Raw genomic sequence first — 26886 nt, forward strand, 5'->3', positions numbered from 1 at the left:
TGAGAGGCGATTATGTCTAATCATGATCCGCTAACGCTAAAGTTGAGCCTGCGGGAAAAATGCGCCTATGGCGTGGGCGATTTCGGCTCAAATCTGATGCTGTGTATCGGTACGCTGTATCTACTGAAGTTTTATACCGATGAACTCGGGATGCCTGCATATTACGGTGGAATTATCTTTCTGGTGGCGAAATTCTTCACCGCTTTTACCGATATGCTCACCGGCGTATTGCTGGACTCACGCCGTAATATTGGCACAAAAGGAAAGTTTCGGCCTTTTATTCTGTATGCGTCATTTCCAGTCGCTCTGGTTGCTACTGCGCAATTCTTTGCCACTCACTTTACTTTACCCGTTAAAACAGCCTTCGCGACGGTGCTGTTTATGTTGTTCGGTCTGTTCTACAGCCTGATGAACTGCTCATACGGCGCGATGGTACCCGCTATTACCAAAAATCCGCATGAGCGCGCCCAGCTCGCCGCATGGCGACAAGGCGGCGCTACCATTGGCCTTCTTCTTTGTACCGTAGGTTTTATGCCCATTCAGGCGCTGTTTACCCGTTCCCCTTCGCTGGGTTATCTGATTGCAGCAGTCATCTTTTCGGTCTGCGGGCTGTTCAGCATGTGGTGGTGCTTTAGCGGGGTGAAAGAACGGTATATCGAAACCGTACCTGACACGCATAAACCCAGCATATTGAAATCCTTCTGCGCGATTTTTCGTAATCCGCCGCTGCTGGTGCTCTGCGTCGCCAATTTGTGCACGCTGGCCGCCTTTAATATTAAGCTGGCCATTCAGGTTTATTACACTCAGTACGTGCTGAACGATATTCATTTGTTGTCATGGATGGGTTTTTTCAGCATGGGCTGTATCCTGATTGGTGTTTTATTAGTACCTGCTGCGGTAAAACGCTTCGGGAAAAAACAGGTTTATCTTGGTGGTCTGATATTGTGGGCCGTTGGAGATATCCTGAATTTTATCTGGGGTGGAACGTCATTCCTGTTTGTTATTTTCTCTTGTATCGCCTTCTTCGGTACCGCTTTCGTCAACAGCCTGAACTGGGCACTGGTTCCGGATACGGTTGACTACGGTGAATGGAAAACGGGTATTCGCGCTGAAGGCTCGGTGTATACGGGTTATACCTTTTCCCGCAAAATTTCCGCTGCGCTTGCTGGCTTTTTGCCAGGTATTATGCTGACGCAAATCGGTTATATCCCCAACATAGCTCAAAGTGACACCACGTTGCTTGGTTTGCGTCAGCTCATTTTTTTATGGCCTTGCGGTCTTGCCATTATCGCAGCACTAACGATGGGCTTTTTTTATAAGCTCAATGAACAACGTTTCGCTTTTATTATCGAGGAAATTGCCCAACGAAAGAAAACAGGTAATCAAATTGTCGCGACTAATAATAAACAAAGTATTTCTACTGTAAATAATTAAACGACGCTTGCCGCTTTATCCATCCCGATGGATGGCGGCTTCCCTATATTTGAAAAATGGATTTATTATGAAATCTCTGAATACTCTAGTGATATTAACTTCAGTAATATCCACCTCTGTTTTTGCTGGCGCTTATGTAGAAAACCGTGAGGCCTATAACCTGGCGTCTGACCAAATGGAGTTTATGCTGCGCGTCGGCTATAACTCCGATATGGGGGCCGGAATTATGTTGACCAATACCTATACGCTACAGCGTGATGATGAATTAAAGCACGGTTATAATGAGATTGAGGGCTGGTATCCATTATTTAAACCTACAGATAAATTAACCATCCAGCCTGGCGGGTTAATAAACGACAAAAGCATTGGTTCCGGCGGCGCCGTCTATCTGGATGTTAACTATAAATTTACCCCGTGGTTTAATCTTACGGTACGTAACCGATATAATCACAATAATTATAGTTCAACCGATTTGAATGGCGAACTGGATAATAATGACAGCTATGAAATCGGTAACTATTGGAATTTTATCATTACCGATAAGTTTTCTTATACCTTTGAACCACACTATTTTTATAACGTTAATGATTTTAATAGTAGTAATGGTACGAAGCATCATTGGGAAATCACTAATACCTTCCGTTATCGTATCAATGAACACTGGTTGCCCTACTTTGAATTACGCTGGTTAGATCGTAACGTGGGCCCCTACCATAGAGAGCAAAACCAGATTCGTATCGGGGCGAAGTATTTCTTCTGATATTATCGCCTCTATTTTCCGAATCTGCATCACAGCGGGTAGTTGTTCTGCCCGCTCATTCATCCTGAATCAGACTCCCGATATCCCGCCCCTAAGCGCCATGATAATATTCGCAAAGCGTTTTACCATATTCATGCTTATAGAGAAGGGAAACAAATGAATAAGCGATTTAATATTGATTGGGACAATGAATTAACCCAGGAACAGCTCATTAATTTGATTTTAACCGATGAAGATCTGCCAAAGCTTCGCTCACTGACCATTGGTAACTGGGGTGATTGTTGGGAAGACGAAACCTGCCAGCCTATTATTGATATGATTGTGGAGAACGCCCCCCCGCTTTGCTCACCTGGAATCACTGTTTATCGGTGATATGGAGAGCGAAGACTGCGAGATCTCCTGGATTAAACAAGGTGACTATTCCAGGCTCTATGCGGCGTTACCCGATCTGAAGGAACTGATTATTAAAGGCGCGTCGGATCTGCGACTGGGCGCTATACATCATGAGAAACTGGAGCACCTGGAAATCATTTCCGGCGGCATCCCTTCTAACGTACTTGCCGAACTACAAAATGCGCAGCTCCCTGCATTAAAAATGCTGAAGCTCTTCCTGGGCGTAGAGGAATACGGTTTTGACGGTTCGCTGGATGACGTGATGGCGCTGGCATCGAAAGATCTTTTCCCTCAGCTCACCCATCTGGGGTTGATGAACAGCGAAGAGCAGGATGATATCGTCCGCCGGGTGCTGGAAAGTAATATCCTGCCGCAGCTTAACGTGCTGGAACTCTCATGCGGTACCTTAACGGACAACGGCGCAGAGGCGCTGCTGGAGCATAAAGACCGAATTGCGCATCTGGAAACACTCGATCTCCACCACCACTATTTGACGCAGGAGATGCAGGAAAAGCTAAAAGCCACACTGCCGATAAACCTGAATCTTTCAGAAGCTCTGGAGCCTGATGATTACGATGGCGATATTTATATGAATGCGATGTACACCGAGTGATTGTGTAGGGGAATGTGCACATTCCCCTACTCAACGATAAAGGGATTTATTGTGATTACGCTCATTGGCCCCCATCAGAGCAAGCGCACGCATTATTTTATGCAGGCTGCCGCCGTACTTGGGGAACCCGTCACGGCGCTGACTCATCCGCACGCGCTGGACGCTTCGCTGACCTCTGGCATCGTTAAAATCGACCCGCCAGTACACAGTGAAACAGACATCCGCAAAATAAACGCGATCGGTCTGGACTATATCCATTTTTTGCAGAACATGGCGGCGCGTCCTGGCGTCACCTGGCTTAACCATCCGGCGGGCCTCATTCACCTGTTGGATAAAAAACGCTGCAAGCGGCGCTTACTGGAACACGGCATCCCCACGCCGCCGTTGGTAGCGGAAGACGTAAAAAGTTTTGTACAGCTCACCGCCATCATGGAGGAAAAAAGGGTCGCCAGCGTGTTCATTAAGCCCTCGCTGGGTTCTGGCGCGGCGGGCGTTATCGCTTTGCGCCGCCACCCTGATGGCATAAAGCAGGTGCTTTACAGCGCGATTGCCATATCAGGACAACAGCTATTTAACAGCAAAAAAATCCAACAGTATCGTCAGAAAGAAGATATCCAGCTCATTATTGATGGCGTTCTTCAGCAGGAAAACCTCGTCGAACAGTGGCTGCCCAAAGCCAGCGTAAAGCATAAAACCTATGATTTACGCATCGTCTGCCTGGATGGCGAAATTATCTGGCGAGTGGTCAGAACCTCCTCGCAGCCCATTACTAACTTACATCTGCAAAACCAGGCTTACTGCTTCGAAAGTCTGGAGTTATCTGCCGCAAAAGTGACTGAGATCGATACGCTCTGTCAAAATGCCATGCGACTTTTCCCTGGCATTCGCTTAGCGGGTATTGATGTTTTACTTACCACCAGCCTGACGCCGTATATTATTGAAATTAATGGCCAGGGTGATTTGATTTATCAGGATGCGCAGCAGAATAATCTAATTTATCAGGCGCAAATCCGGGCCATGAGGAAGCAAAATGTATAATTCAATGGATGAAGTCCCCGTCTCGCTGCACGCGTCGATTGACACAGGCGATGGCGAATTCGATATGAATGCGCTAATTAGTAATAACGCTCATATTCTTTTTATTGTGCTGGACTCGTTACGCTACGACATTGCGCTTCAGGAACAAACCGCCGGAAATACGCCCAACCTTAATCATTATGGACAATGGACGAAATGCGAGGCGGCCGGTAATTTTACCTGGCCTTCGCATCACGCCATGTTTTCAGGTTTTATGCCAAAACCTATTGATGATACCGTTAATCAGACCATGCTGTTTTTCCCAAAAGATATCGGACTTGGTCGTAAAGGCCCGAAAAATGCATTTGCCTTTGAAGACGCAACATGGATAAAAAGTCTGGAAAATAAAGGCTACCAGACCATCTGTATTGGCGGCGTCTCTTTCTTTAATAACCGCTCCGGCATGGGAAAAGTGTTCCCGTCGATGTTTAAAGAGAGTTACTGGCATCCACGCTTTGCCTGTACGGTTAAAGAAAGTATGGATAACCAGATCCATTATATCCAGAAAATCATGGCCGAACGTGCTGGCAGCCAACCGGTCATGATGTATATCAATATCGACACGATTCATTACCCTAACCATTTTTACGTTGAGGGCGCGGCCCCTGGCGATACCGTTGAGACCCATGCCGCCGCGCTACGCTATATCGACGCCCGCATCGACGGATTACTAAACATTTTCCGCCAAACCGGCGGCGAAACGTTCGTTATTGTCTGCTCCGATCACGGTACCTGCTATGGCGAAGACGGGAAATATTTCCATAGTTTTAATCATCCGATCGTTAATACCGTTCCCTATATGCATTTCTTGCTGAGCTGTAATCATTAATATGAATAACAATGATATTTATCGTCAGTATATGTACAGTTATCCGCATAAGACGGCTTATCGGGAGGTGGAGAACGTCAGCTTTAGCGAAGTAAAACCGCGGATTTACGAGCACGACACACATCTGTATGTTCATATGCCCTTTTGTCAAAGTCGCTGCGGGTTCTGTAATTTATTTACCTGCACTGGCGCAGATAATACGTTCATTGATAGCTATATCGACGCGATTATTACCCAGGGCCGACAAATGGCGCTGGCGCCCGCCCACTGGGCAAGCTTTACCGTAGGCGGCGGCACACCTCTGCTATTAAATATTGCGCAATTAGAGAAGTTATTTTTTTCCGTCTTTGATGTGCTCAATGTTGACTGGAATATTTATAAAACGATTGAAACTTCCCCTACGGATACCACGGCAGAAAAAGTAGCGCTATTAAACGCCTTTTCCGTTAATCGCGTCAGTATTGGCGTACAAAGTTTTCATGATAGCGAGTTACATACGCTGCACCGCCGCCACAATGCCGCCAGCGCGCACCAGGCGCTGGAATGGCTAAAGGCGGGTCATTTTCCATCACTCAATATTGATATTATTTATGGCATTCCCGGCCAGACTCACGCAAGCCTGACGGAATCGTTACATCAGGCGCTCGTTTATCAACCGGAAGAGCTGTTCCTTTATCCGCTTTATAATATGCCTCGCCAGGAAAATATGCATAGCTACTACGTTTTAGCCCGCGATCTTTTACGCAACGCGGGCTACACCCAAACGTCCATGCGCCGTTTCGTCCTTAATCCAGCGCCATCCGCCGCGGCGGAAAGCTGCGGATTTGAAAACTCACTGGCGCTCGGCGCGGGCGGCAGAAGTTATCTTGGCAATCTGCATTACTGTTCACCGTGGTCGTCGAACCTGCAAACATCACGAAAAATCATTCAGGCGTTTATCGACAGCCCGGATAAAACCGTCATTAATCACGGTTATCTGCTTCCCCCTGATGAAATGAAACGCCGCTTTATCATTAAAAATCTATTTTTCTGGCAGGGACTTTCTCTTAGCGATTATCAGCAATATTTTGCCAGCGATGCGCTAAGGGATTTCCCCGACCTTGAACGCTTCATACGGCAGGGTTACTGCTATCAGAATGGCAGTCGCCTCCGGCTAACGGAGACCGGTATGGCATTATCCGATTGCCTTGCTCCTGTGTTCGTTTCGCCTGAGGTGATGCTACGGGAGAATCGGCAGAGATGAGCGCCCCCGCCCTGCGCGATATTCACACGCTGTTTTATCGCGGCTATCTTAAATCGTGTAATTATCATTGCGGCTATTGCCCGTTCCATAAACACGCCCGCAACGATAAAAAACGCGACGAAGCCGCGCTATGGCGCATGGTTGACCATTTGCCTCTTTTAGGTACGCCGTTGAATGTGATGATTACGCCTTATGGCGAGGCGCTACGCTTGCGTTATTACATGGCGGCGTTGGCAGAAATTAGCCGCTATCCTCATGTTCAGGCGGTCGGCATACAAACTAACGCCTCTTTTTCGTTAATGTCATTGCTGGAATCATTTCGTGCCGGCGGCGGAGATATCTCAAAGCTTCGGTTATGGTGTTCTTTTCATCCCTCACAAATTACCGCTGAGCGCTTTCTCCAGCAGTGTTTAGCGCTCTCTGCCGCCGGAATAACCTGGTGCGCGGGGGCTGTCGCCAGTATGAAAGATATCGCCCAGTTTCGTTGGCTACGCCAGCAGTTGCCTGACCAGAATTATTTTTGGTTTAACGCCAACGAGTGTGCCAATACCCGGCATACCGTTGAGGAAACCATCGCCTTCAGCGAACTCGATCCGCTGTATGTGGTTGAAACGCAGCAGTGGCCAGCGCAGCTGGATATCTGTACCGCAGGAAGAAAAAGTATTTTTATGGACGCAGAAGGCGATCTTTTTGCTTGTCATATCAGCAAAATTAAAATGGGTAATTTATATCAGCAACGTCTTAATTCTCCCGCCTGCCAGGCAAAACAATGCCACTGTTTTCTCGCTTATCAGCACCGTCTCGATATTCCATTGCTGAATCACCTGGATGCCTCACGCTGTTTTAGGATCGGACGCTCATGCGATATCGTTTAATCGCTTTTGATCTTGATGGAACGCTGCTAAACCGTAATAAACAAATTCTGCCAGAGTCGCTAACCGCCATCCGTCAGATGCAGGACATGGGCTGCCGAATAATGCTTGTCACCGGTCGCTCTCATCGTGAAGCCTATGCGTATTATCAAACGCTGGCGCTCACCGAACCGATGATCTGTTGTAACGGAAGTTATATTTATCAACCGGCTCAACAGCAGATCCTTGATCCGCTGCCGCTGACGCACTTACAAACGGAAAAAATACTGGCGCGGGTATATCCGCTTAAACCGACAATTCGTGCTGATGATAAAATAATCTTTCAGGCTGATGAGTTAAGCAGTAGGGAAAATATCTGGCAAATCAGCGTCGTTCATCGGCACATAAAACAACTACAACATATTGCTGAGTTTATACAGCATGAATTACAGCTAAGCTGTACCTGGTCCTGGCATCATCAACTGGATATTCTCCAGAAGGGGTGCAGCAAAGGGCAAAGCCTCGCCAGATATGCACAGCAACAGCATATCGCAATGCGCGAAGTGATGGCGTTTGGCGATAATGATAACGATGCGGAAATGCTACGTTTAGCCGGATTGGGCGTCGCGATGGGGAATGCCAGCGCCCGGGCAAAGGTTTATGCGGATAGCGTCATTGGTCGGCATAATACGCCAGCGATTGCTGATTTTTTGGCAACCTTATCCCTTTCTCAACGTGAATAAAAAAACCCCGCCGAGTTTTCATTTCGGCAGGGTTTTTATCCGTAAGAGCGTTAATTACTCTTCTTTCTGACCACGGTTCGCACGGCGGCGATCGTTTTCCGTCAGGTGACGTTTACGGATACGGATAGAGGTTGGGGTGACTTCTACCAGTTCGTCGTCATCAATGAACTCCAGCGCTTGCTCAAGGCTCATTTTAATTGGCGGAACCAGAATCACCGCTTCATCCGTACCAGACGCACGCATGTTGGTCAGTTTCTTACCGGTCAGGCAGTTTACCGTCAGGTCGTTGGAGCGACTGTGAATACCAATAATCTGGCCTTCATAAACTTCCGCACCGTGACCCAGGAACAGCTTACCGCGATCCTGCAAACCGAACAGCGCAAACGCCACCGCTTTACCCTGACCGTTGGAGATCAGTACGCCGTTCTGACGCTGGCCCACTTCACCCGGACGAATATCGTCGTAATGGCTGAAGGTGGAGTACAGCAGACCCGTACCGGAAGTCATGGTCATGAATTCTGAACGGAAACCAATCAGCCCACGGCTTGGGATCACGTAGTCGAGACGTACGCGGCCTTTACCGTCCGGATTCATGTTTTTCAGGTCGCCTTTACGCTCGCCCAGCGCCTGCATGACAGACCCCTGGTGCTGCTCTTCGACGTCCAGCGTCACGTTTTCGTACGGCTCTTGTTTACGACCGTCGATTTCACGGAAGATAACTTTCGGACGGGAAACCGCCAGTTCGAAACCTTCACGACGCATATTTTCAATCAGCACGGACAGGTGCAGTTCGCCACGACCGGATACACGGAACGCATCCGCATCTTCGGTTTCTTCAACGCGCAGCGCCACGTTATGCACCAGCTCTTTGTTCAGACGGTCAAGAATCTGACGAGAAGTCACAAACTTACCTTCTTTACCGCAGAACGGCGAGGTGTTAACGCAGAAGAACATAGACACGGTCGGCTCATCAACGGACAGCGCCGGCAGCGCTTCAACGTTCTGCGGGTCGCAGATGGTGTCGGAAATGTTCAGCTCGCCCAGACCGGTGATCGCAATGATATCGCCCGCTTCGGCGATATCGCTGTCGATACGCTCCAAACCCAGATGCGTCAGCACTTTACCTACTTTCGCGTTACGGGTTTTCCCTTCACTATCGATGATAGTGACCTGCTGGTTCGGCTTCACTTTGCCGCGTTTGATACGGCCGATGCCGATAACGCCAACGTAGTTGTTGTAGTCCAGCTGGGAGATCTGCATCTGCAACGGACCATCGAGGTCAACGTCCGGCGCCGGAACATGATCAACGATCGCCTGATACAGCGGGGTCATGTCTTCCGCCATATCTTCGTGGTCCAGACCCGCGATACCGTTCAGCGCCGAAGCGTAGATGATCGGGAAGTCCAGCTGTTCGTCGGTCGCGTCGAGGTTAACAAACAGGTCGAATACCTGGTCAACAACCCAGTCAGGGCGCGCGCCAGGACGGTCAACCTTGTTGATAACCACAATAGGTTTCAGGCCATGAGCAAAGGCTTTTTTGGTCACGAAGCGCGTTTGCGGCATCGGGCCGTCAAATGCGTCAACCACCAGCAGCACAGAGTCAACCATGGACATGACGCGCTCTACTTCACCACCGAAGTCAGCGTGCCCGGGAGTATCAACGATGTTGATACGGTAATCATTCCATTTAATAGCGGTGTTTTTAGCGAGGATAGTAATACCACGCTCTTTCTCCAAATCGTTGGAGTCCATCACTCGCTCTTGAGTTTCGGCACGCGCGTCGAACGTACCGGATTGCTGGAGCAGCTTATCAACCAGGGTAGTTTTACCATGGTCAACGTGCGCGATGATGGCGATGTTACGCAAATTTTCGATCACAACTTTGCCTCAGGCATTAGAAATAGCGCGTTATTGTACACGGATTAATCGCACTACAAAACAGGATCACAAACATCCTCCGCAAACAAGTATTGCAGAGTCTCTTTGTGATCGCTTTCACGGAGCGTTAAAAGGGTGGCTTGCGTTCTATTGCACCAATGTGGTGCTTAATGTTCACATTAAAGCACTATTTTGGTGCAACATAGTCACCGTGGTGCAGCCTTTTTGCACGATGGTGCGCATGATAACGCCTTTTGGGGGCAATGTGAAAGTTGGCACAGATTTCGCTTTATATTTTTACGGCGACACGGCCAGCAGAATTGAAGATCTCGTTACCACGACGACCGACCATGACCAATCCGGGAGAGTACAAGTATGTCCGCTGAACACGTTTTGACGATGCTGAACGAGCACGAAGTGAAGTTTGTCGATCTGCGCTTCACCGATACCAAAGGCAAAGAACAGCACGTCACGATTCCTGCTCATCAGGTAAATGCCGAATTCTTTGAAGAAGGCAAAATGTTTGACGGCTCCTCTATCGGCGGCTGGAAAGGCATTAACGAATCCGACATGGTGCTGATGCCAGACGCATCCACCGCAGTGATTGACCCGTTCTTCGCGGACTCTACCCTGATTATCCGTTGCGACATCCTGGAGCCTGGCACTCTGCAAGGTTATGACCGTGACCCACGTTCCATCGCAAAACGTGCGGAAGACTACCTGCGCGCGACCGGTATCGCCGATACCGTCCTGTTTGGGCCGGAACCTGAATTCTTCCTGTTCGACGACATCCGCTTCGGCGCATCTATCTCCGGCTCACATGTGGCGATTGACGATATTGAAGGCGCCTGGAACTCCTCTACCAAGTACGAAGGCGGCAACAAAGGCCATCGTCCGGGCGTGAAAGGCGGTTATTTCCCGGTTCCGCCAGTTGACTCCGCGCAGGATATCCGTTCTGAAATGTGTCTGGTCATGGAGCAGATGGGCCTGGTCGTTGAAGCGCACCACCACGAAGTAGCGACCGCAGGTCAGAACGAAGTGGCGACCCGCTTTAACACCATGACCAAAAAAGCCGACGAAATTCAGATTTACAAATATGTCGTGCATAACGTGGCTCACCGCTTCGGTAAGACCGCGACCTTTATGCCAAAACCGATGTTCGGCGATAACGGTTCCGGTATGCACTGCCACATGTCGCTGGCGAAGAACGGCACCAACCTGTTCTCTGGCGACAAATATGCCGGCCTGTCTGAACAAGCGCTGTACTACATCGGCGGCGTCATCAAACACGCCAAAGCCATCAACGCCCTGGCGAACCCGACCACCAACTCCTACAAGCGTCTGGTCCCGGGTTACGAAGCGCCGGTGATGCTGGCCTACTCCGCCCGTAACCGTTCCGCCTCCATCCGTATTCCGGTGGTGGCGTCTCCGAAAGCGCGCCGTATCGAAGTTCGCTTCCCGGACCCGGCGGCTAACCCGTATCTGTGCTTTGCCGCCCTGCTGATGGCCGGTCTGGACGGGATTAAGAATAAGATTCACCCGGGCGAAGCCATGGACAAAAACCTGTATGACCTGCCGCCGGAAGAAGCGAAAGAGATCCCACAGGTAGCGGGTTCTCTGGAAGAAGCGCTGAACGCGCTGGACCTGGACCGCGAGTTCCTGAAAGCAGGCGGCGTGTTCACGGATGAAGCGATCGATGCGTATATTGCGCTGCGTCGCGAAGAAGATGACCGCGTGCGTATGACCCCGCACCCGGTAGAGTTTGAGCTGTACTACAGCGTTTAATCGTATATTAAAAATCCGACAAATTTCGCGTTGCTGCAAGGCGGCAACTGAGCACATCCCCAGGAGCATAGATAGCGATGTGACTGGGGTAAGCGAAGGCAGCCAACGCAGCAGCAGCGTGAAAGGCGTCAGGAGTTTTTGAGTTGCCGTGGAAACTTTCAGCCCATCCCAGGATGGGCTTTTTTCTCCACCAACAATCTGATCTCACGCGCTTTTTAGTGGTAAAAAGCTATAATGCACTAAAATGGTGCAACCTTTTCCAGGAGACTGCTGAATGGCAAGCGGCATACAGCCCGATGCTGGGCAGATCCTCAATTCGTTAATCAACAGCGTGCTGGTGGTCGACGACGCGCTGGCAATCCATTACGCCAATCCTGCCGCGCAGCAGTTGCTCGCGCAAAGCTCACGCAAACTGTTCGGGACGCCGTTACCTGAACTGTTGAGCTATTTTTCGTTAAACATTGACCTGATGCGCGAAAGTTTAGCGGCAGGACAAGGCTTTACCGATAACGAAGTGACGCTGGTGATTGATAGTCGCTCGCATATTCTCTCTTTGACCGCCCAACGTCTGCCCGACGATTTTATACTGCTCGAAATGGCGCCGATGGATAACCAGCGTCGTCTGAGTCAGGAGCAGTTGCAGCACGCGCAGCAAATCGCCGCCCGCGATCTGGTGCGCGGTCTGGCGCACGAAATCAAAAATCCGCTCGGCGGCCTGCGCGGCGCGGCGCAGCTACTCAGCAAGGCGCTGCCCGACCCGGCGCTAACGGAATATACCAAAGTCATCATTGAACAGGCCGACAGGCTACGCAACCTTGTCGATCGTTTACTGGGGCCGCAGCACCCGGGAATGCACATTACCGAGAGCATACATAAAGTCGCGGAGCGCGTGGTGGCGCTGGTGTCGATGGAACTGCCGGATAATGTCCGGCTTATCCGCGATTACGACCCCAGTCTGCCAGAACTGCCGCACGACCCGGAACAAATTGAGCAAGTACTGCTGAATATTGTCCGCAATGCCTTGCAGGCGCTGGGGCCGGAAGGCGGCGAAATTACGCTGCGTACGCGTACCGCCTTCCAGTTAACGCTGCATGGCGAACGCTATCGCCTGGCGGCGCGTATAGACGTTGAAGACAATGGGCCGGGCATTCCTCCCCATTTACAGGATACGCTGTTCTACCCGATGGTCAGCGGTCGCGAAGGCGGCACCGGGCTTGGGTTATCTATCGCCCGCAATCTTATCGATCAACACGCCGGCAAAATTGAATTTACCAGTTGGCCGGGGCATACCGAGTTTTCGGTTTACCTGCCGATTCGGAAATAGAGGTGTTTATGCAACGAGGAATAGTCTGGGTCGTCGATGATGATAGTTCCATCCGTTGGGTGCTTGAACGTGCTCTCGCCGGGGCAGGGTTGACCTGTACCACCTTTGAGAATGGTAATGAAGTACTGGCTGCGCTGGCCAGTAAAACGCCGGACGTCTTGCTGTCGGATATCCGAATGCCGGGAATGGACGGGCTGGCGCTATTAAAGCAGATTAAACAGCGTCACCCGATGCTTCCGGTCATCATTATGACCGCGCATTCCGATTTAGATGCCGCCGTGAGCGCCTATCAGCAGGGGGCGTTTGATTATCTGCCTAAACCGTTTGATATTGATGAAGCCGTCGCTCTGGTCGAGCGCGCGATTAGTCACTATCAGGAGCAGCAGCAGCCGCGTAATATCGAGGTTAACGGCCCGACAACAGACATGATAGGCGAAGCGCCCGCCATGCAGGATGTGTTTCGCATTATTGGTCGGCTGTCGCGTTCTTCGATTAGCGTGCTGATTAACGGCGAATCAGGGACCGGTAAAGAACTGGTCGCCCATGCGCTACATCGCCATAGCCCACGCGCCAAAGCGCCGTTTATCGCGCTCAATATGGCGGCCATCCCGAAAGATTTGATTGAATCCGAACTGTTTGGCCATGAGAAAGGCGCTTTTACCGGGGCGAATACCATCCGGCAGGGCCGTTTCGAGCAGGCTGACGGCGGCACGCTGTTTCTGGACGAAATTGGCGATATGCCGCTGGATGTCCAGACTCGTCTGTTACGCGTGCTGGCTGACGGACAGTTCTACCGCGTGGGCGGGTACGCGCCGGTAAAAGTGGATGTGCGCATTATCGCCGCCACCCACCAGAACCTCGAACGACGCGTTCAGGAAGGGAAATTCCGCGAAGACCTGTTCCACCGCCTGAACGTGATTCGTATCCATCTTCCGCCGTTGCGCGAGCGTCGTGAGGATATTCCGCGCCTGGCGCGCCATTTTTTGCAGGTCGCCGCCCGTGAATTAGGCGTGGAAGCCAAATTATTACATCCGGAAACCGAAACGGCGTTAACGCGCCTGGCATGGCCTGGTAACGTGCGTCAGTTAGAAAATACCTGCCGCTGGCTCACCGTCATGGCCGCCGGACAGGAGGTATTGATCCAGGATTTACCGGGCGAACTGTTTGAAGCCTCGGCGCCGGATAGCCCGTCCCACCTGCCGCCGGATAGCTGGGCTACATTACTGGCGCAATGGGCGGACCGCGCCTTGCGATCCGGTCATCAAAACCTGCTTTCTGAAGCGCAGCCAGAACTGGAAAGAACGCTACTGACCACGGCGTTACGCCATACGCAGGGTCATAAACAGGAAGCCGCCAGGCTGCTCGGTTGGGGGCGAAACACCCTAACGCGGAAGTTGAAAGAGCTGGGAATGGAGTAAACATTACCCGCGAGTGTAAAGATTAATAATTGAGCGCAAAACGCTGCTATTTTGCGCTTTACTGTTCCGATGAGTTCAGTATGATCATGCCCGGCAAACGGGGGGATTCATTATGTTAGAATCTATTATTAATCTGGTATCGAGTGGAGCGGTCGACAGCCACACGCCACAAACTGCGCTAGCCGCCGTGTTGTGTGCCGCGCTGGTGGGACTGTTCAGCTGACAATGTGCCGGATGGCGCTAATGCTTATCCGGCCTACAGGTTGTCGCAACGTGTAGGCCCGGTAAGCGCAGCGCCACCGGGCAACCCGGCTAAATGACGCGCGAGAACTGCTGCATCCGCGCTTTCTGGCGCAGATACGCGTCAAAGCACATGCAGATATTGCGAATCAGCAAACGACCTTTCGCCGTCACCTGAATTCCCTTCTCGCTAATATCCACCAGCCCATCTTTCGCCAGCGGCGACAGTAACTGCAAATCTTCGGCAAAATACTCAGCGAAATGCAAACCCCACTGCTGTTCGACAGCGTTAAAATCCAGGCGGAAGTTACAAATCAGCGCTTTGATAACATCGCGACGAATACAATCATCACGGGTCAGCGTAATACCACGCCATAGCGCATTGCCCCGCTCATCCACTTGCTGGTAATAACGCTTCAGCTCTTTCTGGTTCTGCATGTAGCCATCGCCAATCATGCTGATAGCAGAAACCCCCATCCCCAGCAGATCGGTATCGCCCTGGGTCGTATAGCCCTGAAAATTACGGTGCAGCACGCCTTCGCGCTGCGCGACGGCCAGTTCGTCGTCCGGACGGGCAAAATGGTCCATCCCGATAAACTGATAACCGGCCTGAGTAAGCGATACGATCGTCTCCTGCAAAATATCCAGTTTCTGCTGCGCGCTGGGTAAATCGGCATCTTTAATTTTACGCTGGGCGGCAAAAAGCGTTGGCAGATGCGCATAGTTAAAGACGCTCAAACGATCGGGGTTCAGCTCCGTCACACGCTTCAGCGTGAAAGCGAAGCTTTCCGGCGTCTGTTTCGGTAGACCGTAGATCAAATCGATATTGGTCGAGGTAAAGCCGATATCGCGGGCGTGATTAAGCAACGCAAAGATGAATTCTTCATCCTGCTCGCGGTTAACCAGGCGCTGCACCTCTTTATTAAAGTCCTGCACGCCCATACTCAGGCGGTTAAAACCTTCCGCACGTAAATGATCGAGCACATCCAGCTCAATTTCACGGGGATCGACTTCGATCGAGATTTCCGCGTCGGTATTAAAGTGGAAATTTTCACGCAACAGCGTCATTAAGCGGCTGATTTGCGCTTTATTCAGGTAAGTAGGCGTACCGCCGCCCCAGTGAAGCTGGCTGACATGACGGTTTGCAAACAGCGGCGCGCGATGACGAATTTCCTGCTCAAGCGCGTCAAGATACTGGTCAGCTTTATGCTGTTGGCGGGTGACAATCTTGTTGCAGCCGCAGAAATAACACAACTTGTGACAAAACGGGATATGCACATACAGCGAGAGCGGACGTTCAGGATAACGCGCCACAGCCTGCAAGAATGCGGCGTCCTCGAAGTCTTCAGAAAACTCCAGCGCGGTTGGGTACGAGGTATATCGTGGCCCGGAATAGTTATATTTCTGGATCAGGGCCAGATCCCAGTCTATTTGCTGTTCAGACATGCTCACTCCTTCCGATGGCGTCTCTGGCGGGTACGGCGTACCGGCTTCACGCCATGACGGGCGGCAAGCCGGCTGCGCAGCCATTTCTGTCGCCGCGACAATCGCTGTAGTTTAACGAATAACCACACCAGATAACATATAACCGGAAGGGTTATAAGCAGGACGGGCAAGCCCACGGTGTAAACCCGTTAGTTGCCGCCTCTTAGCAGGCGCATCATATCTTCCTGCTTCTCGTCCTCTTCGTCGTCTTCTTCGTCGTCATCGTAAGACAGACCAAGCTTCTGCATCAGTTCATCAATACGATCCAGTTTGGCATCTACCCAGGCTTGATCTTCCGCACTCAGGGTTTCGCCCGCTTCCAGACGTTCTAACAGCGCATCCAGGCGCTCATCCGTTTCCAGTAAATCCAACTCCGCCTGCGGTGAAAGCATAGGTTTCTCACTTTTCGGTTTATGCTGTTGGGTCACTTTTTCAGTCACGCCCAATGGAACAGGTGTTTTACTGCCAATACGTGGATCTTTTTGTTGATTCTGATTGCCGCCGCCCGAAGCGGAATTGCCGCCCGCCGCGCGACTTCCCGGCGCATGGCCGCGATGTTTTTTCAGGCGCTTACGGTCACGCGCCTCCTGGTTTAACTCTTCACGCGTTTTACGACGCTGTTTGCCAAAGGCTTTACTGCGCGGTGCAGAGGTTGGTTTTTTCATGATGTCAGATCTTTAAGCCGTTTTATTCAGTATAGAATTGAGGCGGAATCTAGCAGAAAGCAAGCAAAGAAAAAAGGCGACAGAGTAATCTGCCGCCTTTTTTCTTGACTCACGACCCTTAACGGGTTCCACCATCCCTGTTGGCTATCAACACGCCCTGTTTTTCCCTTAGCCTGGAACATTCCATGTTGTTTCCATTTCCTTTTACTAACGTCTCCGGACGTTTGTCTTCCTGACAATCCTGTGTCTTCGCCTCCTGGCGCTCCTGACCCTCATCCTGAGTCGTTGATCCTGTTAGCGTCCTCGCTATGTGCATTACTTTACTCTTTTGGGGTAAACTCACAAGATACCGACACGGCAAATCCCTTTTTTTCAGACAATTACCTTTCTATAAATTCATGATTTAACTATATTAACTGGCTTTTAGCGTGACAACGACTCTGTCATGTCGCATAAGTGCAATGGACAATGTCTCACAAAGCGTATGGCTTTTACTTACAGCACCGCCGCGCCGAAAAATCCGTCTTTTGCTGGCGTTCAGGTATAATCGCCACAATGCTTTGACTGACGGAGACGACCGCTTTGACTAACCTGAATTATCAACAGACGCATTTTGTGATGAGTGCGCCTGATATTCGCCATTTACCTTCCGATTGCGGAATTGAAGTGGCTTTTGCTGGCCGTTCCAATGCAGGCAAATCCAGCGCCCTGAACACGTTGACCAACCAAAAAAGCCTGGCGCGTACCTCTAAAACGCCGGGCCGTACCCAATTGATTAACCTGTTTGAAGTCGTAGATGGCAAACGGTTGGTCGACCTGCCGGGCTATGGCTACGCGGAAGTCCCGGAAGAGATGAAACGCAAGTGGCAACGCGCGCTGGGGGAATATCTGGAGAAACGTCAAAGCCTACAGGGCTTAGTCGTTTTAATGGATATCCGCCATCCGTTGAAAGACCTCGACCAACAGATGATCCAGTGGGCTGTAGAGAGCAATATCCAGGTTCTGGTTCTGCTGACCAAAGCGGACAAACTGGCCAGCGGCGCGCGCAAGGCGCAGTTGAATATGGTACGTGAAGCCGTGCTGGCTTTTAATGGCGATGTGCAGGTAGAAGCGTTTTCCTCGCTGAAAAAGCAGGGAGTGGATAAGTTACGTCAGAAACTGGATAGCTGGTTTAGCGAACTGGCACCGGTCGAAGAGATTCAGGACGGGGAATAATCACCCGCTATGCCGGATGGCGCCGCTGCGCGTCTTATCCGGCCTACGGTGTGAGCGAAACTTTTCTTACGCCCAATAAAAAACGCCCCAGTCATAAACTGACTGGGGCGGCTAAAATATTCAGCCAAATCCGATTACGTGAAGTAAAAGGTCTGAAAGATAGAACATCTTACCTCTGTACCCTACGTGAATAACTTTACTCTTTTTTGAGCAACACAGAAAGACCTTTTCGTAATTTTTTTTCATTCTTTACATAGGGAATTCTAATACCCATCACAAAACCCCCGTGCTTATGTTGCTTAATTACGAAAAAAGCGCGTTATTCCTTAAATGCTTAGTGCGCTTGATCCCAATTTTCCCCGCTACCGACTTCTACCAGCAACGGCACATCAATACGCGTGCAGTTTTCCATCAACTGATGGATACGTTTTGCTACCGCATCTAAGTCGTCTTTATGCACCTCGAACACTAATTCATCGTGTACCTGCATAATCATCCGCACGCGTGGCTGCTCGGCCTGTAGCCAGGCATCGACGGCAATCATGGCGCGCTTGATGATATCGGCAGCCGTTCCTTGCATGGGAGCATTGATCGCCGCGCGTTCCGCCCCCGCGCGCCGCGCCGCGTTGCTGGATTTAATATCCGGCAGGTAAAGGCGGCGTCCCTCCAGCGTTTCCACATAGCCTTGTTCTTTTGCCTGAGCGCGGGTGCGTTCCATATATTCCAGCACGCCAGGGTAGCGTTCGAAGTAGAGATCCATATACTTCTGCGCCTCTTTACGCGGAATATTAAGCTGGCGAGAAAGACCGAAGGCGCTCATCCCGTAAATCAGGCCAAAGTTAATGGCTTTCGCACTTCGGCGCTGTTCCCCGGTCACGCTATCCAGCGGCAAGCCAAAGACTTCCGCCGCCGTTGCGCGGTGAATATCTTTCCCTTCGGCGAACGCCGTGAGCAGTCCTTTATCACGGGAAAGATGCGCCATAATACGCAGCTCAATCTGTGAATAGTCCGCAGATACAATGAGATAATCCTCAGGCGCAATAAATGCCTGACGAATGCGGCGGCCCTCTTCATTGCGCACCGGAATATTTTGCAGGTTCGGATCGGTGGACGATAAACGTCCCGTCGCCGTTACCGCCTGATGATAGGACGTATGGACGCGCCCGGTTTTCGGGTTAATCATCAGCGGCAGCTTATCGGTATAGGTGGATTTTAGCTTCGCCAGACCACGATACTCCAGAATCACTTTCGGCAACGGATAGTCCAGCGCCAGCTCCTCCAGCACCTCTTCCGACGTTGACGGCGCGCCGCCAGGCGTTTTCTTCAACGGCTTAATACCCTGCTTTTCAAACAGGATGGTCTGCAACTGCTTCGTTGAGGACAGGTTGAACGCCTCGCCCGCAATGTCATGCGCTTTCTTTTCCAGTTCCGCCAGACGTAGCGTGATTTCTTCCGAATGTTTGTGCAGGACGGCAGGATCGATTTTTACGCCATTGCGCTCAACGCGTGACAGTACCGGCACCAGCGGCATTTCGATGTTTTCGAAAACATTCAGCGGGCCTTTGTGCTGCTGGAGCTCAGGCCACATTTTGAGATGCAACTGTAACGTGACATCCGCATCTTCTGCCGCATAGCGCCCCGCTTCCTCCAGTGCGATCTGGTTAAAGGTGAGCTGGTTTTTACCTTTACCGGCAATGTCTTCAAAGGTGATAGTTTTGTGCTTCAGCCAACGATCGGACAAGCTGTCCATATCATGGCGTCCGGCGACGCTGTTCAGAATGTAAGACTCAAGCATGGTATCGAAGGCGATACCGCGCAGCTCAATACCGTAATTTTGCAAGACGCCGCGATCGTACTTGAGGTTTTGCCCCACTTTGCGCACTTTTTCATCTTCCAGCAGCGGCTTCAGCAGTTCCAGAGCACGCTGGCGGGAGATTTGATCCGGAGCGTCCAGATAATCATGTGCGACAGGTACATACGCGGCAACGCCAGGTTCGATGGCAAACGAGAGGCCCACCAGGTTGGCGGCGATATTATCCAGACTGTCGGTCTCCGTGTCGAAAGCAAAAACTGGCGCTTTTTTCAGCTTTTCAATCCAGCTTTCCAGCGTAACGTCGTCCAGAATAGTGACATAATTTTCATAAGAGAGCGCCGCTGCCGGTTCGCTGGGCGATTCATCAATAACGACCGTTTCCTGCGGTTTGGCCGCCGGTTTCGCGCCCTTTGCCTGTAGCCACTTGCCTGACTCGACGTCCGCCGTCCAGCGCTTAAACTCATATTTTTTAAACAGGCCCAGCAGTTCATCCGCAATCGGCTGCTGCACTTCAAGCTGTTCGCAGGTCAGCTCCAGTTCAACATCCGTTTTAATGGTGGCGAGTTTATAAGACAGGTACGCTACGTCTTTATTCTGCGCTAATTTACCGGCCATCGTTTTGGCGCCGCGGAAAGTGAGACCGGCAATTTTTTCCGGCTCGGCGTACAGCGTATCCAGGCCGCCCAATCCCTGAAGCAAGGCTTGCGCCGTCTTCTCACCCACGCCTGGCACGCCTGGAATATTATCCGAGGAGTCCCCCATCAGCGCCAGAAAGTCGATAATCAGCTCAGGCGGCACGCCGTACTTATTAACGACTTCATCCGGGCCGAGGATGGTGTTAGTCATGGTGTTGATCAGCGTAATATTCGGCGTCACCAACTGTGCCATATCTTTATCGCCGGTGCTGATTAATACCGGACGCCCCACCTTCTCCGCTTCTCGCGCCAGTGTACCGATAACGTCATCCGCTTCTACGCCAGAGACTGCCAGCAGAGGTAACCCCATGGCTTTAACCATGGCATGTAACGGCTCTATTTGCGCTCGCAGATCATCCGGCATCGGAGGACGATGCGATTTGTAGTGTTCAAAGAGCTCATCACGGAAGGTTTTTCCTTTGGCGTCAAACACCACCGCAGCATGCGTCGGCTGATACTGCATGATCAGGCTGCGCAACATGTTGAGGACACCATACATTGCGCCCGTAGGTTCTCCCGCGCTGTTGGTTAACGGCGGAAACGCATGATAGGCGCGATAGAGATAGGATGAGCCATCTACGAGAATAAGTGGGTTTTCTGGGATCTGAACCATAATGTCCGTGCCTGTTTAACAGATTATGGTTAAAGGATGCCACATACAGGAGGAAAACTTGAGTTTTTCGCCGCATTTGCGGAAAAGTTTTGTCGATCTTCAGGATCGCTCGCAAAACAACCTGTGGATAACTTTGTGTGTAAATTCTTACCATTACTTTAAAATCAGCGCGATAGCCTTCTCGTCTTAATAATTACCCATTATTTTCAATGAGTTGTTAACATCACGTTTTTCTGATTATCTGATTCATGCCGTTATCATAATGTGGATAGTTGTTACGAGTGTTTCTATTTCATTCAGCGCCATCATTAGCATCGTTTTCTGATAGAATCAGCCTCTTGCGCCCTTTTCGCGCACCGTTTATGGCTAACTTTTGAATAATTTATTATGACGAGAATACTCGCGGCTATCACGCTCCCATTGAGTATCGTATTGACCATCCTGGTCACTATTGTTTGCTCAGTACCGATCATCATTGCCGGTATGGTAAAGCTTCTTTTGCCTGTTCCCGGTATCTGGCGCAAGGTCTCCATTTTCTGCAATTTCATGATGTATTGCTGGTGTGCTGGTCTTGCAGCGCTGTTACGCCTTAATCCGCACTTGCAATGGGATGTAGAAGGGTTAGAAGGGCTGAGCAAGAAAAATTGGTATTTACTGATTTGTAATCATCGCAGCTGGGCCGATATCGTTGTGCTTTGCGTTCTGTTCCGCAAGCATATCCCAATGAATAAGTACTTTCTTAAACAGCAATTGGCCTGGGTGCCGTTCATCGGCCTGGCGTGCTGGGCATTAGATATGCCGTTTATGAAGCGCTACTCCCGTAGCTACCTGCTCCGACACCCCGATCGACGCGGCAAAGATGTTGAAACAACTCGTCGCTCTTGCGAAAAGTTTCGTCGGTATCCCACCACTATCGTTAACTTTGTTGAAGGCTCGCGATTTACGCATGAGAAACGTCAGCAAACGCATTCACCTTATCAACATCTGTTGCCGCCAAAAGCAGCCGGTATTGCAATGGCGATTAATGTTTTAGGCTCACAGTTCGATAAGCTGCTTAATATTACGTTGTGTTACCCAAACAACGATCGTCACCCCTTCTACGATATGCTAAGCGGTAGGCTGACGCGTATTGTTGTTCGGGTGCAACTGGAACCCATAAATGAAGAACTGCACGGCGATTACGTGAACGACAAAACATTCAAACGCCGTTTTCAACGTTGGCTTAATACGCTGTGGGATAAGAAAGATATACAGATAGAAGAGATTAAAACATCTTATAAAAACGCCGGTCAGTGACCGGCGTTCTTTTTATTTTTTATCAACCAAATATTTCACGGTATCAGCATACTGCTGAACAAAAACATCCATGCTGCTGGTATCCATGCCTTGTGGGTTAATCTGGTATTTGCCATTGACGAACATCGCCGGAACGCCCTGCAGTTGCAGGTCAGCCGCGGCTTTCTCCTGTTGCGCAACCAGTGATTTCACCACGAAGCTGTTCCATGCCGCATCGTAATCTTCGCCTTTGACGCCCGCATCTACGAAAACTTTACGGATATCCGCGGCAGATTGTACTGTCTGGGTTTTCTGTACGGCTTCAAACAGCGGGACCGTGACTTTATCTTCTACACCCAACGCCATCGCCACCGCCCATGCCTGGGTGAGCTCCTTGCCCAACGGCCCCAGGAACTCAACGTGGTACTTGGTCATTTTGGTGCCTTCCGGCAGCTTTTTCTTCACATTGTCAGACACATGAAGCACTTCTTCAAACTGATAACAATGTGGGCAGTAGAAGGAGAAAAACTCCAGTACCTGGGGTTCGCCAGCGACCGGTTTATCCAGCGTGATATACTGTTTACCGTCGCTGATCTGTGCTGCCGAGGCGCTAAAAGCTAAAACCATACCAGCCAGCGCCAGCCAAATCTTTTTCATGATCAACTCTCTCCGATTAATACATTGGCGTTAATTGTAAAGGGGGTTCGTGCAAAATTTTAGTCTGCTCAATAAAAGTCGTTGTCTGTCGCTGCCAGTAATCTTCCCCTGTTAACCAGGGAAAGTTTTTTGGAAACGCAGGATCGCCCCAACGACGAATCAACCAGGCAAGATAATAAACTAAACGCATGGCGCGTAAAGGTTCAATGAGACCAATTTCAGCCGTATCGAACTCACTAACTTCTTCATAAGCTTCAATAATGGTTTCAAGCTGCATTCGCTGTTCGGCTTTGTCGCCGTTCAGCAGCATCCATAAATCCTGTATCGCCGGGCCGTTACGGGCATCATCTAAATCGACAAACAGCGGTCCATCACGCCATAGAATGTTGCCGGCATGACAATCGCCGTGCAATCGCAGCGTGGCGAAATCGGTGCGCCAGCATTCGGTAACTGCAGACAGTAGAGTATCAGTGGCTTTCAGGAAAGCCGCTTTTTGCCCGGAGGGAATCAGTGCGGCATCTTCGAATACCTGGCGAGGTTCAAAAAGATACTCTGCAAGCCCAATGTCAGGCCGGAAAGTGAAAGGACGTTTTCGCCCCGTCTGATGCAATCGGCCAAGATAACGCCCTACCGCCTCCATCTGATCGATATTGTCTGCTTCAAACTGACGACCGCCTACGCTGGGGAAAATGGCATAATGATAGCCCTGATGCGCTAACAGCGTCTGGCCATTAAACGCGAGCGGAGCAGCAACCGGAACCTCATCCTTCACCAGTTCAAGCGCGAATTGGTGTTCTTCCCGAATTTGATCAACAGACCAGCGTTCAGGACGATAAAACTTAACGACAAAACGTCGACGGTCTTCATCCTGAAACTGATAGACGCGGTTTTCATAACTGTTTAGTGGAGTCAGCCCGGAATCCACCCTGATCCCCTGTTCAAACAGCGCATCCATGATGGTTTCCGGGTGTAGCGTCTGGAAAGTAAAAGCGTTGTCGTTCATCCCATCATCCGGAAAATACTACGAATGATTCAGGATATCATTTCGTGGCGATTTCGGTGGCGCCGCTTACAAGGTTTTACTCTTTAATAACGCCGCGGGCGCGTAAAAGCGCCGTTTTAAAGTCCTCTTCATAGTCTTTTTGAATCCCTGGAATGGCGGCGTCTTTGGCGGAATCGCGCATTTTCAGATGGTAGATCAGGATATCATCAGTTAAATCTTCCAGTTTGCCGTCAAAACCTGACTCTTTCGCCAGTTTCTGCAAAAATTGCGTCAGATTAAGATCAGGCTCTTTCTGCCAGGCTGGCTGGAGGAGTTCAATGACTTCATTCAGGCGTTTACATTTCATAGCTGTGCTCCTTATTCTTGATACAGACACGGTAGCAGGGTCAATCCCACAATAAAAGAGGCGATATCGGTGAATCTGGATGAAGTAATAACCGGCGTGGTGCTGGCAGGCGGTAAAGCCCGGCGGATGGGAGGTGCGGATAAAGGTCTGCTTGAACTGAACGGGAAACCGCTCTGGCGACACGTTGCCGACGCGCTCGCGCCACAACTTGCAACGGTCGTCATTAGTGCTAATCGCCATCTGGATATCTACCAGGCCAGCGGCCTGAAAGTCATTCCGGATTCAATCGCTGACTTTCCCGGTCCGCTGGCGGGTATGCTTTCCGTTTTTCAGCAGGTAGCAAGCGACTGGTTTCTGTTTTGTCCCTGTGACAATCCCTGTATCCCCCACAACCTGGTCGATCGTTTAGCAGCGCAGCGTCATGGCGCACCCGTGGTTTGGGTTCATGATGGAGAGCGCGATCATCCAACGATCGCGTTGATTAATCGTGCCGTTGAGCCCCAGTTGACAGCTTATTTGCAAGCAGGCGAGCGGCGGGTAATGATTTTTATGCGCCAGGTAGGCGGACACGCCGTTGATTTCAGCGATTGTAAGGAGGCATTTGTGAACGTCAACACGCCGGAGGAACTCGCGCAATGGCAAAAGAGACCATGATACCGCTACTCGCCATTGCCGCATGGAGCGGCACGGGAAAAACAACACTGCTGAAAAAACTGATCCCGGCGCTTTGCGAGCATGGAATTCGGCCAGGGCTGATTAAGCATACCCATCATGATATGGATGTCGATAAACCGGGTAAAGATAGCTACGAGCTGCGTAAAGCCGGGGCGGCACAGACGCTGGTTGCCAGTCAGCAGCGCTGGGCGTTAATGACGGAAACGCCGGAGCAAAAAGAGTTGGATCTGGCATGGCTGGTGAGCCGGATGGATGCATCAAAGCTAGATATGGTGCTGGTTGAAGGGTTTAAACACGAAGCAGTTGCGAAGATCTTACTTTTTCGTCAGGGATGTGGGCACAGCGAGGAAGAATTAATTCTTGATGAGCATGTTATTGCGGTTGCCAGTGATATTCCACTTGCCGTAGCGGTACCCGTTTTGGATCTTAATGATGTATCGCAGATTTCTGTCTTCATTTTGCGGTGGTTAGAGAAAGCACGCACCTTGTAGCTACCGTCTTGAACGTCAAGCGGTAGCTACATAATTTTCATCCCACGGAAGCCGCGTTTTCAACACGCCGAAGCATAAATGTACCAGTTTGCGCATCACAGCTCCCAGCGCGGCTTTCTTCGCCTTGCCCTTTGCGACCAGCCTTTCATAGATAGCCTTCGCCTGTTTGTTCCAGCGGCTCGCGGTCAGCGCTGCAACGTACAGCTTAGCCCGCACTCCTGACGGTCCTGTTTTTGACATATGTGGTCTGCCACGCACTGAGCTCCCCGACGTTTTCTCTACCGGTGTCAGTCCCAGATAGGCCGCCACCTGTGAGGCGCTTTTGAACGTCCCGTCTTTCAGCAACGCCAGCATCTCCCGCCCGACCTGATCTTTCACTCCCTTGATTGATTTCAGTAACTCGAGATCAGCCTTCAGCCCCGGATCGTTATCCGTATGATCGGTTATCAGCTTCTCTATCCGGGCCAGTTCCTCGTTCAGCCAGCTCTTTGTTCGCTCAAGTGAACGGATGACCTCCTGTGGTGTGGATGTGGAATTCGCTTTTTCCAGCCGGTTCACCGTACGCTGTACATCCTCTCTCAGCGCATCCCGCTGGCGCAGCAATGCCCTCAGCTTACGTACTTCAGGCGAAGGAGGAACCCAGACAGCCGGGGACTTCAGCTCGCCATAACAGGCCAGCACGAAGGCATCGACAGCATCATTCTTGTTGAGGATATCCATCCCGTGGGCAAATTCGCGGACACGACAGGGGTTGGCCATGCAGACGCTGACACCGGCCTCATGCAGGCCATACGCCAGATTTTCATGGTAAATACCCGTCGCTTCCAGTACGACAGTCACGCTTTCAGGAACACATTTTTGTGCGTTCAGCCAGTCGATAACTTTACGGGCAACGGCGGGTTCGTTAGTCAGAACCTTGTGCTTTTTTTTACCGCCGGGGCCGGCAGTAAGCAGACAAAGATCGATTTTATTTTTACTGACATCAATACCGAGAGTACACACAGAACACCTCCTTTCACCTGAGCCAACACGCCATTCCAGCCTTGTACATACGAAGTCAACGCTTCTGGTTACCGTTCGGATTTTGAGTGACGTGAAAGGTGAAACGGGAGGCTTAAGCTACATCGGAAGCTCAGAGTCTTCAGGCCGGATACAAGCTTCTCCCGTTTCAGATAGCTGACAGCTAATCAGCTATCTGTTCAGGATACAAGGCCGGATAAGGCGGAGCCGCCATCCGGCGGTGCCGGTTGCCTGATGGCGCTGCGCTTATCAGGCCTACATTTTTACAGTTACCACACACGCCAAGAAGCCCGTCCAGACGGACGGGCTTCTTCACTTGTCTGATGTCTGGCAGTTTATGGCGGG

At 50.7% G+C, this 26886-nt stretch carries 24 protein-coding genes and 1 pseudogene; 16 read left to right on the forward strand and 9 right to left on the reverse strand.

What is annotated here, in order from left to right:
• The first annotated feature begins 12 nt into the window (after positions 1-12).
• The 8 genes and pseudogenes from HU143_RS21785 to HU143_RS21820 all read left to right on the forward strand — a co-directional run bounded on the left by HU143_RS21785 (position 13) and on the right by HU143_RS21820 (position 7943).
• Positions 13-1434 carry an MFS transporter gene (locus HU143_RS21785; RefSeq protein ID WP_000064897.1) on the forward strand — a complete coding sequence of 474 codons (1422 nt, stop codon included), beginning with the start codon at positions 13-15 and terminating at the stop codon, positions 1432-1434.
• Between the two features lie 67 nt (positions 1435-1501).
• Positions 1502-2194: a porin OmpL gene (ompL, locus tag HU143_RS21790; protein ID WP_000838828.1), complete on the forward strand. Its 693-nt coding sequence runs from the start codon at positions 1502-1504 to the stop codon at positions 2192-2194.
• 156 nt (positions 2195-2350) lie between these two features.
• A pseudogene (locus HU143_RS21795) lies at positions 2351-3200 on the forward strand (STM4015 family protein).
• A 12-nt stretch (positions 3201-3212) separates the two neighbouring features.
• A complete protein-coding gene (locus tag HU143_RS21800; RefSeq protein ID WP_077909981.1) occupies positions 3213-4238 on the forward strand; it encodes an STM4014 family protein in 1026 nt (341 codons plus the stop codon).
• Positions 4231-5106, forward strand: coding sequence for an STM4013/SEN3800 family hydrolase (locus HU143_RS21805; protein WP_023227070.1), 876 nt, complete (start codon positions 4231-4233; stop codon positions 5104-5106). The genes HU143_RS21800 and HU143_RS21805 overlap by 8 nt, the downstream gene beginning before the upstream one ends.
• Before the next feature lies 1 nt (position 5107).
• Positions 5108-6349, forward strand: coding sequence for an STM4012 family radical SAM protein (locus tag HU143_RS21810; RefSeq protein WP_001062071.1), 1242 nt, complete (start codon positions 5108-5110; stop codon positions 6347-6349).
• A complete protein-coding gene (locus tag HU143_RS21815; RefSeq protein ID WP_023227069.1) occupies positions 6346-7224 on the forward strand; it encodes an STM4011 family radical SAM protein in 879 nt (292 codons plus the stop codon). Before HU143_RS21810 ends, HU143_RS21815 begins: the two co-directional genes overlap by 4 nt.
• Positions 7209-7943: a Cof-type HAD-IIB family hydrolase gene (locus tag HU143_RS21820; RefSeq protein WP_001270588.1), complete on the forward strand. Its 735-nt coding sequence runs from the start codon at positions 7209-7211 to the stop codon at positions 7941-7943. The genes HU143_RS21815 and HU143_RS21820 overlap by 16 nt, the downstream gene beginning before the upstream one ends.
• A gap of 54 nt (positions 7944-7997) precedes the next feature.
• On the opposite strand, the gene typA is transcribed toward HU143_RS21820, so the two are convergent.
• Complete coding sequence (gene typA / locus HU143_RS21825) at positions 7998-9821, reverse strand: ribosome-dependent GTPase TypA (protein ID WP_000572064.1); 1824 nt, start codon at positions 9819-9821, stop codon at positions 7998-8000.
• A gap of 375 nt (positions 9822-10196) precedes the next feature.
• Here typA and glnA point away from each other — a divergent pair, with 375 nt between their 5' ends.
• The 4 genes from glnA (at position 10197) to HU143_RS21845 (ending at position 14571) form a co-directional block, all read left to right on the forward strand.
• A complete protein-coding gene (gene glnA / locus HU143_RS21830) occupies positions 10197-11606 on the forward strand; it encodes a glutamate--ammonia ligase (protein ID WP_001271699.1) in 1410 nt (469 codons plus the stop codon).
• Between the two features lie 274 nt (positions 11607-11880).
• Positions 11881-12930 (forward strand): nitrogen regulation protein NR(II), encoded by a 1050-nt coding sequence (glnL, locus tag HU143_RS21835; protein WP_000146194.1) that lies wholly within the window; start codon positions 11881-11883, stop codon positions 12928-12930.
• A gap of 8 nt (positions 12931-12938) precedes the next feature.
• Complete coding sequence (gene glnG, locus HU143_RS21840; protein WP_001188782.1) at positions 12939-14348, forward strand: nitrogen regulation protein NR(I); 1410 nt, start codon at positions 12939-12941, stop codon at positions 14346-14348.
• Positions 14349-14460: 112 nt separating this feature from the next.
• Complete coding sequence (locus HU143_RS21845) at positions 14461-14571, forward strand: YshB family small membrane protein (RefSeq protein WP_001578131.1); 111 nt, start codon at positions 14461-14463, stop codon at positions 14569-14571.
• 89 nt (positions 14572-14660) lie between these two features.
• Here HU143_RS21845 and hemN read toward each other — a convergent pair whose 3' ends face one another.
• From hemN to HU143_RS21860, 3 genes are all read right to left on the reverse strand, one after another.
• Positions 14661-16034, reverse strand: a complete 1374-nt coding sequence (gene hemN, locus HU143_RS21850) for an oxygen-independent coproporphyrinogen III oxidase (RefSeq protein WP_000003528.1) — start codon at positions 16032-16034, stop codon at positions 14661-14663.
• Positions 16035-16222: 188 nt separating this feature from the next.
• The gene (gene yihI / locus HU143_RS21855) at positions 16223-16738 is read right to left on the reverse strand and encodes a Der GTPase-activating protein YihI (RefSeq protein WP_000743292.1); all 516 of its coding nucleotides are present in this window, start codon (positions 16736-16738) and stop codon (positions 16223-16225) included.
• Between the two features lie 118 nt (positions 16739-16856).
• Positions 16857-17081, reverse strand: coding sequence for a hypothetical protein (locus HU143_RS21860; RefSeq protein WP_001541209.1), 225 nt, complete (start codon positions 17079-17081; stop codon positions 16857-16859).
• 239 nt (positions 17082-17320) lie between these two features.
• On the opposite strand from HU143_RS21860, the gene yihA reads away from it, so the two are divergent.
• Positions 17321-17953 carry a ribosome biogenesis GTP-binding protein YihA/YsxC gene (gene yihA / locus HU143_RS21865; protein WP_000183327.1) on the forward strand — a complete coding sequence of 211 codons (633 nt, stop codon included), beginning with the start codon at positions 17321-17323 and terminating at the stop codon, positions 17951-17953.
• A gap of 334 nt (positions 17954-18287) precedes the next feature.
• Here the strand turns inward: yihA and polA are convergent, their stop codons facing one another.
• On the reverse strand, positions 18288-21074 hold the full coding sequence (polA, locus tag HU143_RS21870) for a DNA polymerase I (protein ID WP_000249972.1): 2787 nt from the start codon (positions 21072-21074) through the stop codon (positions 18288-18290).
• A 387-nt stretch (positions 21075-21461) separates the two neighbouring features.
• On the opposite strand from polA, the gene HU143_RS21875 reads away from it, so the two are divergent.
• Complete coding sequence (locus tag HU143_RS21875; RefSeq protein ID WP_000196890.1) at positions 21462-22370, forward strand: acyltransferase; 909 nt, start codon at positions 21462-21464, stop codon at positions 22368-22370.
• A 12-nt stretch (positions 22371-22382) separates the two neighbouring features.
• Here the strand turns inward: HU143_RS21875 and dsbA are convergent, their stop codons facing one another.
• From dsbA to HU143_RS21890, 3 genes are all read right to left on the reverse strand, one after another.
• Positions 22383-23006, reverse strand: a complete 624-nt coding sequence (gene dsbA, locus HU143_RS21880) for a thiol:disulfide interchange protein DsbA (RefSeq protein ID WP_000725364.1) — start codon at positions 23004-23006, stop codon at positions 22383-22385.
• A 16-nt stretch (positions 23007-23022) separates the two neighbouring features.
• Positions 23023-24009: a serine/threonine protein kinase gene (locus tag HU143_RS21885; RefSeq protein WP_000999264.1), complete on the reverse strand. Its 987-nt coding sequence runs from the start codon at positions 24007-24009 to the stop codon at positions 23023-23025.
• A gap of 76 nt (positions 24010-24085) precedes the next feature.
• Positions 24086-24355 (reverse strand): YihD family protein, encoded by a 270-nt coding sequence (locus HU143_RS21890; RefSeq protein WP_000649858.1) that lies wholly within the window; start codon positions 24353-24355, stop codon positions 24086-24088.
• Positions 24356-24424: 69 nt separating this feature from the next.
• Here HU143_RS21890 and mobA point away from each other — a divergent pair, with 69 nt between their 5' ends.
• Complete coding sequence (gene mobA, locus HU143_RS21895) at positions 24425-25009, forward strand: molybdenum cofactor guanylyltransferase MobA (RefSeq protein ID WP_001046894.1); 585 nt, start codon at positions 24425-24427, stop codon at positions 25007-25009.
• Complete coding sequence (gene mobB, locus HU143_RS21900; RefSeq protein ID WP_072162107.1) at positions 25006-25521, forward strand: molybdopterin-guanine dinucleotide biosynthesis protein MobB; 516 nt, start codon at positions 25006-25008, stop codon at positions 25519-25521. Before mobA ends, mobB begins: the two co-directional genes overlap by 4 nt.
• A gap of 15 nt (positions 25522-25536) precedes the next feature.
• Here the strand turns inward: mobB and HU143_RS21905 are convergent, their stop codons facing one another.
• Complete coding sequence (locus tag HU143_RS21905) at positions 25537-26523, reverse strand: IS110 family transposase (protein WP_023226548.1); 987 nt, start codon at positions 26521-26523, stop codon at positions 25537-25539.
• Between the last annotated feature and the right edge of the window lie 363 nt (positions 26524-26886).

Origin of the sequence: Salmonella sp. SJTUF14076 (assembly GCF_015534835.1) — a bacterium.
Taxonomy (GTDB): Bacteria; Pseudomonadota; Gammaproteobacteria; order Enterobacterales; family Enterobacteriaceae; genus Salmonella; species Salmonella enterica.

What these genes read in the sequence shown, in the direction of transcription:
- HU143_RS21800 (WP_077909981.1), top strand. Translation starts at nt 3,213, where the DNA reads ATGTGCACATTCCCCTACTCAACGATAAAGGGATTTATTGTGATTACG.
- polA (WP_000249972.1), bottom strand. Translation starts at nt 21,074, where the DNA reads ATGGTTCAGATCCCAGAAAACCCACTTATTCTCGTAGATGGCTCATCC.
- yihI (WP_000743292.1), bottom strand. Translation starts at nt 16,738, where the DNA reads ATGAAAAAACCAACCTCTGCACCGCGCAGTAAAGCCTTTGGCAAACAG.
- glnA (WP_001271699.1), top strand. Translation starts at nt 10,197, where the DNA reads ATGTCCGCTGAACACGTTTTGACGATGCTGAACGAGCACGAAGTGAAG.
- HU143_RS21785 (WP_000064897.1), top strand. Translation starts at nt 13, where the DNA reads ATGTCTAATCATGATCCGCTAACGCTAAAGTTGAGCCTGCGGGAAAAA.
- HU143_RS21820 (WP_001270588.1), top strand. Translation starts at nt 7,209, where the DNA reads ATGCGATATCGTTTAATCGCTTTTGATCTTGATGGAACGCTGCTAAAC.
- glnL (WP_000146194.1), top strand. Translation starts at nt 11,881, where the DNA reads ATGGCAAGCGGCATACAGCCCGATGCTGGGCAGATCCTCAATTCGTTA.
- ompL (WP_000838828.1), top strand. Translation starts at nt 1,502, where the DNA reads ATGAAATCTCTGAATACTCTAGTGATATTAACTTCAGTAATATCCACC.
- dsbA (WP_000725364.1), bottom strand. Translation starts at nt 23,006, where the DNA reads ATGAAAAAGATTTGGCTGGCGCTGGCTGGTATGGTTTTAGCTTTTAGC.
- HU143_RS21810 (WP_001062071.1), top strand. Translation starts at nt 5,108, where the DNA reads ATGAATAACAATGATATTTATCGTCAGTATATGTACAGTTATCCGCAT.
- HU143_RS21815 (WP_023227069.1), top strand. Translation starts at nt 6,346, where the DNA reads ATGAGCGCCCCCGCCCTGCGCGATATTCACACGCTGTTTTATCGCGGC.
- HU143_RS21885 (WP_000999264.1), bottom strand. Translation starts at nt 24,009, where the DNA reads ATGAACGACAACGCTTTTACTTTCCAGACGCTACACCCGGAAACCATC.
- glnG (WP_001188782.1), top strand. Translation starts at nt 12,939, where the DNA reads ATGCAACGAGGAATAGTCTGGGTCGTCGATGATGATAGTTCCATCCGT.
- mobB (WP_072162107.1), top strand. Translation starts at nt 25,006, where the DNA reads ATGATACCGCTACTCGCCATTGCCGCATGGAGCGGCACGGGAAAAACA.
- HU143_RS21890 (WP_000649858.1), bottom strand. Translation starts at nt 24,355, where the DNA reads ATGAAATGTAAACGCCTGAATGAAGTCATTGAACTCCTCCAGCCAGCC.
- HU143_RS21805 (WP_023227070.1), top strand. Translation starts at nt 4,231, where the DNA reads ATGTATAATTCAATGGATGAAGTCCCCGTCTCGCTGCACGCGTCGATT.
- HU143_RS21875 (WP_000196890.1), top strand. Translation starts at nt 21,462, where the DNA reads ATGACGAGAATACTCGCGGCTATCACGCTCCCATTGAGTATCGTATTG.
- hemN (WP_000003528.1), bottom strand. Translation starts at nt 16,034, where the DNA reads ATGTCTGAACAGCAAATAGACTGGGATCTGGCCCTGATCCAGAAATAT.
- HU143_RS21845 (WP_001578131.1), top strand. Translation starts at nt 14,461, where the DNA reads ATGTTAGAATCTATTATTAATCTGGTATCGAGTGGAGCGGTCGACAGC.